This window comes from Nocardia sp. FBN12 (assembly GCF_054031145.1).
This window is the reverse complement of the sequence record NZ_CM132926.1, coordinates 1265033-1277279: the sequence shown is the minus strand read 5'-3', so window position 1 is coordinate 1277279 and position 12247 is coordinate 1265033. Positions and strand designations below refer to the sequence as shown.

Annotated in this window: 12 protein-coding genes; 3 read left to right on the top strand and 9 right to left on the bottom strand. The window is 67.3% G+C overall.

Annotation, left to right across the window (positions count from 1 at the left end; genetic code table 11):
* Positions 1–10: 10 nt before the first annotated feature.
* Positions 11–847, bottom strand: a complete 837-nt coding sequence (locus tag ACWZHB_RS06370; protein ID WP_427906985.1) for an SDR family NAD(P)-dependent oxidoreductase — start codon at positions 845–847, stop codon at positions 11–13.
* Between the two features lie 109 nt (positions 848–956).
* On the opposite strand from ACWZHB_RS06370, the gene ACWZHB_RS06365 reads away from it, so the two are divergent.
* Entirely contained in the window at positions 957–1598 is a 642-nt protein-coding gene (locus ACWZHB_RS06365; RefSeq protein WP_427909100.1) for a TetR/AcrR family transcriptional regulator, read from the top strand.
* 23 nt (positions 1599–1621) lie between these two features.
* Here ACWZHB_RS06365 and ACWZHB_RS06360 read toward each other — a convergent pair whose 3' ends face one another.
* Positions 1622–2626, bottom strand: a complete 1005-nt coding sequence (locus tag ACWZHB_RS06360; RefSeq protein ID WP_427906984.1) for a phosphotransferase family protein — start codon at positions 2624–2626, stop codon at positions 1622–1624.
* Positions 2627–2637: 11 nt separating this feature from the next.
* Positions 2638–3846: an acyl-CoA dehydrogenase family protein gene (locus ACWZHB_RS06355; protein ID WP_427906983.1), complete on the bottom strand. Its 1209-nt coding sequence runs from the start codon at positions 3844–3846 to the stop codon at positions 2638–2640.
* 131 nt (positions 3847–3977) lie between these two features.
* Here ACWZHB_RS06355 and ACWZHB_RS06350 point away from each other — a divergent pair, with 131 nt between their 5' ends.
* Positions 3978–4931, top strand: a complete 954-nt coding sequence (locus ACWZHB_RS06350) for a TetR family transcriptional regulator (protein ID WP_427906982.1) — start codon at positions 3978–3980, stop codon at positions 4929–4931.
* A gap of 11 nt (positions 4932–4942) precedes the next feature.
* On the opposite strand, the gene ACWZHB_RS06345 is transcribed toward ACWZHB_RS06350, so the two are convergent.
* The 4 genes from ACWZHB_RS06345 to ACWZHB_RS06330 form a co-directional block, all read right to left on the bottom strand.
* Entirely contained in the window at positions 4943–5422 is a 480-nt protein-coding gene (locus ACWZHB_RS06345) for a DUF6328 family protein (protein ID WP_427906981.1), read from the bottom strand.
* A gap of 138 nt (positions 5423–5560) precedes the next feature.
* Positions 5561–6703, bottom strand: a complete 1143-nt coding sequence (locus ACWZHB_RS06340; RefSeq protein ID WP_427906980.1) for a N(5)-(carboxyethyl)ornithine synthase — start codon at positions 6701–6703, stop codon at positions 5561–5563.
* A gap of 35 nt (positions 6704–6738) precedes the next feature.
* Positions 6739–8208, bottom strand: a complete 1470-nt coding sequence (locus ACWZHB_RS06335; protein ID WP_427906979.1) for a sugar porter family MFS transporter — start codon at positions 8206–8208, stop codon at positions 6739–6741.
* A gap of 84 nt (positions 8209–8292) precedes the next feature.
* Complete coding sequence (locus ACWZHB_RS06330) at positions 8293–8583, bottom strand: hypothetical protein (protein WP_427906978.1); 291 nt, start codon at positions 8581–8583, stop codon at positions 8293–8295.
* A 729-nt stretch (positions 8584–9312) separates the two neighbouring features.
* Here ACWZHB_RS06330 and ACWZHB_RS06325 point away from each other — a divergent pair.
* On the top strand, positions 9313–10032 hold the full coding sequence (locus ACWZHB_RS06325; RefSeq protein ID WP_427906977.1) for a GNAT family N-acetyltransferase: 720 nt from the start codon (positions 9313–9315) through the stop codon (positions 10030–10032).
* Positions 10033–10036: 4 nt separating this feature from the next.
* On the opposite strand, the gene ACWZHB_RS06320 is transcribed toward ACWZHB_RS06325, so the two are convergent.
* Together ACWZHB_RS06320 and ACWZHB_RS06315 are read right to left on the bottom strand one after the other, a co-directional pair.
* On the bottom strand, positions 10037–10882 hold the full coding sequence (locus ACWZHB_RS06320) for an alpha/beta fold hydrolase (protein WP_427906976.1): 846 nt from the start codon (positions 10880–10882) through the stop codon (positions 10037–10039).
* A 62-nt stretch (positions 10883–10944) separates the two neighbouring features.
* Positions 10945–12201, bottom strand: a complete 1257-nt coding sequence (locus ACWZHB_RS06315; protein ID WP_427906975.1) for an aspartate kinase — start codon at positions 12199–12201, stop codon at positions 10945–10947.
* Positions 12202–12247: the final 46 nt, after the last annotated feature.

Here is a 12247-nt window from a genome sequence, read left to right as displayed (position 1 = left end):
TCGGTGTGAATCAGCGCACGACCCGCTCCAACAGGCCTGCCGAACGGGTGTAGGTCGCGGGTAGCCAGCGCTTGGCTTGCCAGAGAACTTTGGCCTCGAGCTGCGGCACCACATACAGGTCGCCGCGGTCCACTGCGTCCAGCGTGGTGCCTGCGATCGCGGCCGGCGCGCGGCCGGTCCAGCGCAGCAGCAGCCCGCCGAGGCGCTCGGCGGTATCGTCCATCGGCGAATCCGCGGCCATGATATTGGTTTTCACGCCGGTCGGGCACAGCACCGTCACCCGGACACCGGTGCCCGCCAACTCGGCCGACATCGTCTCCGACAGCGCCAGCACGCCCGCCTTGCTCACGTTGTACGCGGCCATCCGTGGCGCCGCGCCGAACGCGGCCGCCGAGGCGACGTTCACCAGCGACCCGCGACCGGCCGCGCGCAGCATCGGCGCGAAGACGTGGCAGCCGTGGATGACGCCCCAGAGATTCACCCCGAGCGTGCGCTGCCAGTCGTCGAGGGCGAACTCACCGACCACCGGCCCGCCCGCGCCGATCCCCGCGTTGTTCACGACGACGGTCGGCGGGCCGCCGAACCAGTCCTGGGCGGTGGCGGCCAACTGTTCGACCTCGTCGATCACGGTGACGTCGCAGCGGGTGGCTATCGCCTTCCCGCCCGCCGCCTCGACCAGTTCGGCGGTATCGGCCGCACGGCCGGGGTCGATATCGGAGCATACGACGCGCCCGCCTCGACGACCGAGCTCGACGGCGAACGCACGCCCGATTCCGCTACCCGCGCCGGTCACCACGGCATCGGCCGCGGTGGTCCGGCGGTGTCCGCCGAAGGGGAACAATCGCATGGCAACTCCCGGGGTCGACCCGGTGCTGCTCTAACTGGTGGCATCTGCCACCATTGGCCGCACCTGACACCAATTAGGCGCGCGGAGGAGTACTTTGTCAACCATGGATGTGCGCGCACCGGCACGGACCTGGGGCGGGCGGACCGCCGAGGAGCGCAGGGCGCGACGGCGGGTCGGCCTGGTCGAGGCCGCCCTCGATATCTGGCTCGACAGCGGATGGGCCGCGGTGACCATGCGCGGTGTCTGCCAGCGGGCCGCGCTCAACGATCGCTACTTCTACGAGCATTTCGCCGACCGCGACGAGCTGCTCGCCGCGGTCTGGGACGAGGTGTGCACCGGGGTGTTCGCCGAACTGGCGAGCGTTGTCGCCGAAAACGCCGACCGGACGCCCCTCGAGATCACCCGCGCGGCGATCGCCCGTGCCGTCGGATTACAGACCGATCTCCGCGGGCGCGCCCGGATCCTGCTGGCCGATCACGCGGGCAGTGCCGTGCTCGAACAGCGCCGCAAGACAATGCTCACCGACGCGACCGACCTGCTCATCGCCGCCGCGTGGCCCTATCTGCGACCCGACGTCGATGAGACCGCCATGCGGATGAGCACCTTGGCCGGCATCGGCGGCTTCATCGAACTGCTGTCCGCGTGGCGTTCGGGCGTGCTCGACGTGGAGGCCGAGCGCATCGTCGACCACACCAGCGCGATCGCGGCGCAGCTCGGCGCGATGTTCCTGCCCGCGGAGATCATCGGATAACGCCGACAGCGTGGCGAGAGGTACTACGCGGATCCTCGCAGCGCGCGCAGGCCGGCCGCCATGAATTCCGGGGTGGCCTCGGCAGCCCGGTCGGCGGCGGAGCCGGTGTCGGAGCCCTGGTGGGCGCGGTGCGTGATGCCCTCGCCGATGATGCCGAGCTTGAAATTGGCCAGGGCCAGGTAGAAGCCCCAGTTGTCGAGCTCGCGCCCGGACGCGGTGGCGTAGGCCTGCGCGAGGGTGTCCGGGCTCGGCAAGCGGGGGCTGGTCCACGCGGCGCGGGTCCCGAGGATCACATCGAAGATCGGCGACCGGTAGACGCACATCAGGGCGACGTCGGTGAGCGGGTCACCCAGGGTGGACAGTTCCCAATCAACCACGGCACGGACGGTTTTCGGGTCAGCGCTGTCGAGGATCGTGTTGTCGATCCGGAAGTCGCCGTGCACGATCGAGGCCGCTGTCTCCGGCGGGATCGCGGCGGACAGCGCGGCGTGCAGGGTCGCCACGTCCGGGAGCTCGCGCGTCTTGACTCGCTCCCATTGCGAAGCCCAGAGGTTGACCTGCCGGGTGACGAAACCCGTTGGCCGCCCGAAGGTTTCGAGGCCTACCGCGACCGGGTCCACCGCATGCAGATCCGCGAGGACGCGGACCAGTTCGCGCACACTCGCATGTACCTGCGCATCGGTGAGCGCGGCCAGATCGTCCTGGTCCCGAAACACCGTCCCGTCCACGAACTCGACGACGGTCATCGGCGCGCCCAGCGCGGATCCGGTCGCATCGAACGCGATCGTTTTCGCCACCGGCACAGCGGATGACTGCAACGCGCTGGTGACGGTGTATTCGCGGGCCATATCGTGCGCGGACGGGGTGAGCCCGGCGACCGGTGGGCGGCGCACCACCCAGCGCGAGACGTCATCGGCCGCGGCGAAGGTCAGGTTCGACCGGCCCCCACTGATCAGTTCGACGCGCAGCTCGCCCCGCACCTCGACGCCGTTGGCGCGCAGGAACTGTTCGAGTGCGGCGATGTCCATGCCCGGCAGTGTCATTCGGAGTCTCGCTTCGCACGCTTGGCGGCGCTCACCGCGCGTTTGGCGATGGCCCAGCGATGAACTTCGGAGGGGCCGTCGTAGATCCGGAACGGGCGCACCTCGCGGGCGAGACGGGCCAGCGGCAGGTCGGCGGAGACGCCGAGGCCACCGCACATCTGCATACTCCGGTCGACGATGCGGAAAATCGCCTCGGCGGCATAGGTTTTCGCGATGGAGGTGGCGTTCGCGGCGGGTTCGCCACGGTCGAGTTCCCAGCAGGCGTGGGTCAACAGAGCGCGGGTGGCGGCGATGTCGATCTCGTTGTCGGCGATCATCTTCTGGATCATGCCGAGGTCGCCGAGGCGCGACCCGAAGCCCTCGCGTTGCGCCACCTGCGCGACCGCGACATCGTGGCCGCGGCGCGCCGCACCGAGCCAGCGCATCACATGGGTCATGCGGGCCGGGCCCAACCGCACCTGGGCGTATTCGAAGCCGCGGTCGACCTCGCCGAGCACCGCCGACTCCGGAACGAGCAGGTCGTCGAAGAAGACCTCGCAGTGGCCACCGATCATCGACTTGTCGAGCGTGTCGATGTGACGGCCGACGCGAATGCCGGGGCTGTCGGCCGGGGCCAGGAACATCGTGGCGCCGCCGCGCTGGCCCGGCTCACCCGAGGTACGGGCCATGATGATGAAGAAACCCGCGCCATCGGCACCCGTGATGAACCACTTGTGCCCGTTGATGCGCCAACCACCGTCAGCACGGACCGCGCGGGTGGTCAACGCGGACGGATCCGAACCCGCACCGGGGGCCGGTTCGGTCATCGCGAAGGCCGAACGCACCTCACCGCGCGCGAGCGGAGCGAGGAACTGCTGTTTCTGTTCCGGATCGGCGATGTGGGCGAGCATGTGCACGTTGCCCTCGTCGGGGGCGGCGATATTGAGGGCCGTCGGGCCGAACAATGAGTAGCCCGCCTCCTCGAACACCGGGGCGCGGTTGGACATATCGAGGCCGTGGCCGCCGTATTCGACCGGCGCGTGCGGGGCGAAGACACCGGCGTCGCGGGCAGCCTGCTGGAGTTCGACGCGCAGTTTCTCACCGCCCGCCGCGGCGATGTCGCCGTCGTGCGCGTCCTCGATCGGGAGCACGTGTTCGCGGACGAACGCGCGGGTGCGGTCGGCCAGGCTCTGCACCTCGGACGGATAGGACAGGTCGATCGGCACAGGCCCACTCCTCGGCTCGGTTTGCCGAACGGTCGCTCGGCACATTGACTGCCACGACAGTGGCATGCGCGGATTCACGCTGTCAACAGGCCTGGTCGAGGCAATAGGCATGTTCAGTTATTCTGAACAATATGGAGTCGACGGCAGCCCAACAGCATGCGGTGGGGGCGCGAGTGCGCCAGGCGAGGACTGCGGCAGGGTTGTCACTGCGGGCGACCGCGCAGCGGATCGGCGTCAGCGCGGCCACACTGAGCGCCATCGAGACCGGCAAAACCGGCGCCTCGGTTCCGCGCCTGCGATGCCTCGCCGCCGAGTTGGGCGCCACGGTGCCCTGGTTGATCGGCGACGAGCCCACCACCGGCGCCGACCACAGGCCTGCTCCCGAGCCGCGCGCGGTCGACCCCGTGGAGTCCACAGCGCGCGCATCTCACCCCACCGAGCACAGCACGAGCGACGAAACCGGCTCACACACCGCGCCGGATTCCTGGCGGGAGTTCCTACCCCTCGGCATCGATCCCGTGCTCGCCGCCGCGATCGATTCCTTCGTCGAAACCGGCTACCACGGAGCCACGATGCGCTCGATCGCCGCGCGTGCGGGCATGAGCGTGCCCGGCGTCTACCACCACTACCGCGACAAACAAGACCTGCTGGTCCGCGCACTCGATCTGACCATGGACGAATTGCACCAGCGGGTGCGCGCCGCACGCCTCGACGGCGCGAGCGGACGAGAACGGGTGATCCGCGTCGTCGAAGCACTTGCCCTCTTCCACACCCATCGCCGCGGGCTCGCCTTCATCGGCGCCAGCGAGATGCGCAGCCTCGATCCGGCCGATCGCGATCGAATCACCGCATCCCGCAACGAGATCCAGTACCTCCTCGACGCCGACATCGATGCCGCGCTCACCGAGGCACACCGGCCGACAACGCACGCGCGCGATGCGGGCCGCGCCATCGCGACGATGTGTACCGCACTCCCCCAGTGGTTCCGGCTCGACGGCCCGTCCTCTCCCGAACAGATCGCCGTCGCCTACGCGGATTTCGCCCTCGGTCTGCTCGGACTGGCGGTCGAACACCCAGACGCGTGACAACCGGGGCGCTAGCGCCGATAGAACAGCGGCTGGACCACCCACAGCCCGAGAAACAGCAGGGCCGCGACAACTCCCGCGACGACACCTGCGACAGTGCCCGCGACCATATCGAAAATCAGCACCGTCATGCCGGTCAGCGCGACACCGAGCAGCGCGATCCCGGCGAGGGCCAGCCGGTGTGAGCCGGTCACGAGGACATCGACTCGGTGGCGACGGAACAGCAGGCGATGGATGGCCACGGGGGCGACCAGCAGCGCAGTCGCGGCGACAGCGGCGGAAACGACGACGAGATAGACGACGCGGAGTTGGGTACTCAGGGTGTCGAATCTGGAGTGGAAGGGCAATGTCAGCAGGAAGCCGGTCAGGACCTGCACACCGGTTTGGAGCACGCGCAATTCCTGCAGTAGTGACGACCAATTCCGGTCGAGGCGCTGCGTGGTGTTCTCACCACGCACCCGTTCGTTCCATGCGGCGTCTTTACCGTCCATCGCCGCTCCTCGCCACCGCGAATAACTGCCGACTTCCTGCCATCTTACTGCGTGTATTCCGGATCTCGCCCGGCCGATCGGCGTGCGAGACCTCCGGCGCGCGGGAGACAGCCCGCGCGTCCGCCGCGGCGCCGAACCTCAGTTCACCGCGTACGGATACGCGTCGGCGCGGCCCTGGAACGACAGGATCCGCGGGTTCTGCACCCGACCGCCGCGAATTTCGATGGCCCGGCGAATCGTTTCGCTCCCATCCCACGCTTCGGGCCCGCCGAGCACGACCGGCAGGTACTCGAGCAGGGCTTCGGAGTTCTCCCACGTGGCCGAGTCCCAGAGGAACGAGGGGCTGTGATCGACGCCGTAGTAGTGCAGGTCGTCACCGACGGTGAACATCGGATCGGTGAACGAGGTCGGGCGCGCGAACTCGAAACCCATGCCTTCGTCGCAGGACACATCGACGAAAAGCGTTCCGCGCGTGAACAGTTCGAGGTCGTCGTTCATGACGAAGCTCAGCGGGTCCTCGGTGTCCTGGAACATGCAGTTCACGACCACGTCGTAGTTGGCCAGCATCTCCGCCAGCGGCCCCGGCTCCGGTGCCTTCAGTGCGAGGGTGCGGCCGGGCAATCCCGGATCACGCTGGAAATGCTGCATCCGCACCGACGCGAACGGCGAGGCCACCGCCGACACACTGCGCTGGGTCAGCACCGTCACATCGCTGATCCCCAGCGCCGACAACGCCCGGACCGCGCCACGCGCGGTGGCACCGAAGCTGATCACCGCCGCACGCATCCGGCGACCGTAATCACCACTGACACCACGCAATTGGAGGGCGTGCATGACCGAGCAGTACCCGGCCAGTTCGTTGTTCTTGTGGAACACGTGGACGCTGAACGCACCCGACTTCGTCCAGTGGTTCATCGCTTCCCAGGCGATCAGCGTCAGATCGCGATCCACCGCCAGCTGGGTTATCCGCGCGTCCTGCACGCAGTGCGGCCAGCCCCAGACGATCGTGCCGGGACGCATCTGCGCGAGGTCTTCGGCCAGCGGCTTGGCCAGCAAGAGCACATCGCACTCGGCGAAGAGTTCTTCGCGAGTGCGATGACCCGCGACCAGCGGGGCGAGAACGTCGTCGGGATAACCGAAGCGGTTCCCGTATCCGTGTTCGAGATAGATCTGACCGCGCAGTCCGGGATCGATGCGGTCGAGGTGAGCCGGGTGGATGGCCAGCCGGTGTTCGTTTTCCTTGCGAGAGGTCGCGACGACGCCGACGGTCAGGTTTTTCACAGTTGCTTCACCTGGTCAGCCTACCCGCAGGCTGGTCAGCTCTCCGCTTCGTTGGTGATGTCGTCGAGGGACTCGCCCATGGTCTCGGGCACCCGGCGATAGCAGAACGCCAGCGCGACCGCGGAGATCACCGCGAAGAGGAAGAACATCGTCGACGCGCCCCACAGCTCGCCCAGGGGCGGGAACACCAGCGAGACCACGAAATTGCCCATCCAGATGAGGAAGGTGCAGATGCTCATGGCGGTGGCGCGGATCGGCGCGGGGAAGATCTCCGAGATCAGCAGCCAGGTGGGCACACCGACGCCGAGCTGGAAGGCGCAGACGTACACGATCATCAGCGCCAGCAATACGTAGCCGGTGGCAGTGCTCTGCGTGAGCCGTTCGATCAGACCCATACCGACCAGTGCGACGATCATGATCGCCAAACCGAGGAACATCGGTGGCCGCCTGCCGATCTTGTCGACCAGGCTCATGCCGAGCATCACACCGATCACCGCGCCGATGCCGATGCCGATCGACGAGGTGACCGCCGCGTTATTACCCATGCCCGCCTGGGTGAGGGTGGACGGTGCGTAGTAGATGACGGTATTGACGCCGACGAATTGCTGAATCAATGCCAATCCGACACCGGTGTAGAACAGCGCGCGTACCTTCGGTTTGCGCAACTGGTCACTCAAACTGTCCTTGACCGCTTCGTCGGCCGCTTCGGACTGGGTGATCTCGGCAATCGTCGGCTCGACATTCTCGGGGTAATAGGACTGCTGCAGCACCTTCTTCGCATCGGCTTCGCGGCCCTGTTTCAGATACCACCGCGGCGAATCCGGCATGAAATACATACCGATCACGAGTGCCGCGGCGGGAATGGCCGCCATCGCGAGCATGAGCCGCCAGTTCCCGGTCGGTGCGAGCAGCGCGTTGACGATGTAGGCGAGCAACTGCCCGCTGGCGATCATCAGCGAGTTCATCGAGACGAGGCGCCCACGATAGGTCGGCGGCGAGATCTCGGAGACGTACATGGGAACCACCAGCGAGGCGGTGCCGACGGCGACGCCGAGGACCAGCCGGGTGATGATCATGACCGTGGCATCGGGCGCCAGCGCCTGGGCGATCGCACCGACGAAGAACAGCACGCCCGCGAACAGCAGCGTCATTCGCCTGCCCCACCGGTCGGCCATCCAGCCGCCGGTGATCGAGCCGATCGCGGCGCCGATGAGCAGCGAACTCGTGATGACACCGACCTGGGTCTGGCTCAGCGCGAAGTCGGGCGTGAGGTAGACCAGCACACCGGAGATGACGCCGGTGTCGTAGCCGAACAGCGCGCCGCCGAGCGCGGCGATGACCACGACGGTGAGCACGAACTTCTTGATCCTCGCCCGCATCGCGACCCGCTCTGGCGAGTCGGAGTGCGCCTGGATCGGCCGTTCGGTGACGGGGGACACCATCAACTTCCCGAGGTCACGGCGCTCTGATTTCCTATCGGTGGATCCACGAGAGGAATCGGGCATGTCCACACCTCCGCCGTTGCAGTAGGTCGATTCCTGCACCTCGATCGAACCCGGAAGCCGCGCGATAGGCCGCCGCCGTTCGGCCTATCGCCGATGCAGCGACCAGACGGTCACGGCACCCCACAGTGCCAGGCTCGTCGCCGCGGCCATATAGAGGAAGTAGGCCAGCACGACCAGGACGGGCCCGTAATCGCCGGACCAGTCGCCGAGGCGCAACAACCCGACCATGCCGAGGCCGAGCAGGAGCATGCCGAGGATCAGCCCCGGCATCGCCAGCGGAGCGATGGGCGATTCGGGGGCCGAGGTCGCGGTGACGCGGCGACCCAGCTCGGTAACTGATGGGTTGCTGTTCGATTCGAAGTAGATGCTGCTCATCACAATGCGGTCCCTTCCGGACAGCCGCCCCACCGCGGCCGATCAGCGATCCAAGCTGGATCTCTCTGGTACCGTCGCGCCGCGGCGGACATGCGGGGCGTTCATGACCGCGGATCCGCGTCGACCCGGTCGATGATCACGAACGGTTAACGTTCAGCAATTACGAGCTTGCCAGCTCGGTCAACCAGAGAACAGATGGTGTGATCTGCATCACATAGAACGGGTGTGCGACACAACTCGATAACGCACGTGACGTTTTCCCGGAACACCCACTGGAACTGGCAGAATTCCCACCCGACTGGACGTTTGCTCGAGAAACCGACATCTGTGTCATTTATCGAACCGTTACTGCTCTGACGTGGGAAAACGTGCCCGGAAGCACACTGCGATCCAGTTGGTATCTCCGCGGCTGTTCGACACGACACCGTGACGGAAGCAGCTCAGTGAGCCCTCCCCCTCGCACGAAACCTCCACCGCGAATGGGATCGACCGATCCAAGCCGAGCATCGCCCGGGTCTGCGACTACTCCTCGACGGCACGGACGACGACGGAAACTTTTCCGGCCGCGACATCCTGTGCGATCGATGTGGGGGATCGCGTCACGTTCGGCTACTGTCCTTCTAGTTTTCGATGCTGCTGGATCGTTCGTGTCGCTTCGCCGCAAGCACGTGCCGTGAGATCCACGCCTCGTGCTTCGGCGACCCTCTGAAACGAAGGACGCCGGTCACCATGCCCGCACCCGTTATCCTCCACGGCCGCATCGCACGGCTGGAACCTCTTGCACCCCATCACGTTCCCGGTTTGATCGCCGCGGCCGCCGCGCTCGACGGCTCCGGGTTCACCGTCGTCCCGCACGGCGAACAGGAGGCCCGCACCTACGTCTTCCAGGCCGAAGCGGCACAACTGGCAGGCACGGCGCTGGCCTTCGCGATCGTCACCGTCGCCGACGAGTGCGTGGTCGGGGCCACCCGATTCACCCGGCTCGACTACTGGCAGGGGCCGCTGACCTGGCCGTTGTCGGCCGAACCGGTCACCGCGCTGCCGGGCGGTGCGATCCCCGACGCGGTGGAGATCGGCAATACCTGGCTCACCCCCGCGGTGCGGGGCGGCCAGGTGAATCTCGACTCCAAGCTGATGCTGCTGTCTCACGCCTTCGACAGCTGGGGTGTGCGGCGGGTCACCTTGCGCGCCGACGCCCGCAACCTGCGCTCGAGGGCGGCGATCGAACGTCTCGGCGCGGTGAGTGACGGTGTGCGGCGGGCACATTCGCGAGGGCTCGACGGCGCGGTGCGCGACACCGCGTTCTATTCGATCCTGCACGACGAGTGGCCGGGGGTGTGCGGGCGGATCCACGAGCAGCTGGCGGCCAGGGCCGCGTTTCGGCGCGCACCGTTGATCCCGGCCACCGTGGAAGCGTGGCGACCGTTGGCTTCTTCGCCGATCGGGTGAGTCGTCAGCCCCGCAACGACTCGATGCGTTCAGCGACCAGCACGGCGAGTTCATCCGGGCGCTCCTCCGGGAGCCAGTGCGAGCCGTCGAGCACAGCAAGGCGGTAATCTCCGGTGACGAATTCGCCGGCCAGTTCGGCGCCACGGCGGGTCAGCGCCGTGTCGCCGGTGCTCCACACGTGCGTCACCGGCACGGTGACGCGCTCTGTCACCGCACGGGGTGTGATCAACGCCAAGGCGCGATACCAGTTCAGCGCGGTGGTGAGCGCGCCGGTGTCGATGATCTCGGTGTGGACGCGGGCGATCGCGTCCGCGGTCATGCCGGTCTTGGCCAGCATCCGGTCGAGCACGCCGGCCCGCGTGCGCATGACGCGCTCCGGCAGCACCGGCAGCTGGAACAGCGCCATATAGAACGAGCGAAGCACCTGATCGCTGCTGATCATCGAGCGGGCGAAGGCGCCGGGATGCGGCACCGACACGGTCACCAGCGTGCGGACGAGTTCGGGACGCGCCGCGGCCAGCGACCAGGCGACCATCGCACCCCAGTCGTGCCCGACCAGGTGCACCGGCCCACGGTCGATGTCGTCGATCAGCGCGACCACGTCGTCGACGAGTTCGGGCACCCGATAGGCAAAGCGGCCCGGCGGCCTGGCACCCGGTGAATAGCCGCGCTGGTTCGGGGCGATGGTGCGGTAGCCGCGGGCATTGAGCAATGCCGTCAGTGGTTGCAGCGAGGTGGCGGTTTGCGGAAAGCCGTGCAGCGCAACGATGACGGGACCGTCGGGCGGACCGGAGTCGACGACGTCGAACTCGAGTCCCGCCCTGGTGAACGAGGTCAACCGGGTGTTCATGAACCCTCCGTTTCGCCCAACTTACTTATCAGTAAGTTACTCCCGCACCCGGCGCGGGTCAATCATCGGCCGGTCCCACCGTGCACGATGGCTACCGTCGCACCGCCGAGGTCGAAGGCCCGATGCAGGATGCGTACGGCTTCGTCGAGGTCGGTATCGCGGACCAGCACCGAGATCCGGATCTCGGAGGTGGCGATCAGGTCGAGGTTGATGTTCGCCGCGGCCAGCGCCTCGCAGAAAGTAGCGGTGACGCCCGGATTGTCGCGCATACCCGCACCGATCAGCGAGACCTTGCCGACACGGTCGTCGTAGCGGACGTCGGCGAAGCCGATCTCGGCGCGGCGATCACGCAGCAGGGCGACCGCACGCGCGCCGTCCGCGGCCGGCAGGGTGAAGGTGATGTCGGTGCGGCCGGTGCCGGTGTTCTGCACGACCATGTCGATGCCGATCTCGGCGTCGGCGACCGCGCGGAACACCTTGGCCGCGTAGCCGGGTTCGTCGGGCAGGCCGACGACGGTCACCTTGGCCTCGTCGCAATCGTGTGCCACGCCGGTGAGTACGGCCTGGCCGGCCGGGATGTCGGTCATCGAGCCGAAGACGGTGGTCCCGATCGCGTCGGTATAGGACGAGCGCACGTGCACGGGCACCTGGTAGCGCCGCGCGTATTCGACACAGCGCAGCATGAGCACCTTCGAACCGCAGGCCGCCATTTCCAGCATTTCCTCGTAGGAGATCTGGTCGAGCTTCTGGGCGTCGGTCACGATGCGCGGGTCGGCGGTGAAGATGCCGTCGACGTCGGTGTAGATCTCGCAGACATCGGCATGCAGTGCCGCGGCGAGTGCGACGGCGGTGGTGTCGGAGCCGCCGCGACCGAGGGTGGTGACGTCGTTGTTGTCCTGGCTGACGCCCTGGAACCCGGCGACCAGCACCACTTCGCCGTCGTCGAGAGCGCGGCGCACCCGGCCCGGATCCACTTCGATGATCTTGGCGCGGCCGTGGGCGCCGGTGGTGATCACGCCCGCCTGCGATCCCGTCAACGATCGCGCTTCCGCACCGAGCGAATGAATTGCCATGGCTACCAAGGCATTCGAAATCCTCTCACCGGAAGTGAGCAGCATGTCCAGCTCACGCGGTTCCGGCGCCGAGGCGATCTGCCCCGCCAATTCGAGGAGCTCATCGGTGGTGTCGCCCATTGCCGAGCAGACCACCACCACATCGTGCCCCTGCTTCTTCGTCTCCACGATCCGCTCGGCGACCCGCCGGATCCGCTCCGCGGTGGCGACCGACGAGCCGCCGAATTTCTGCACAACAAGGGCCATCCCGAGTCCTCTCACCCGCTCCCCCGCACGCGATCCGCGGGTGACC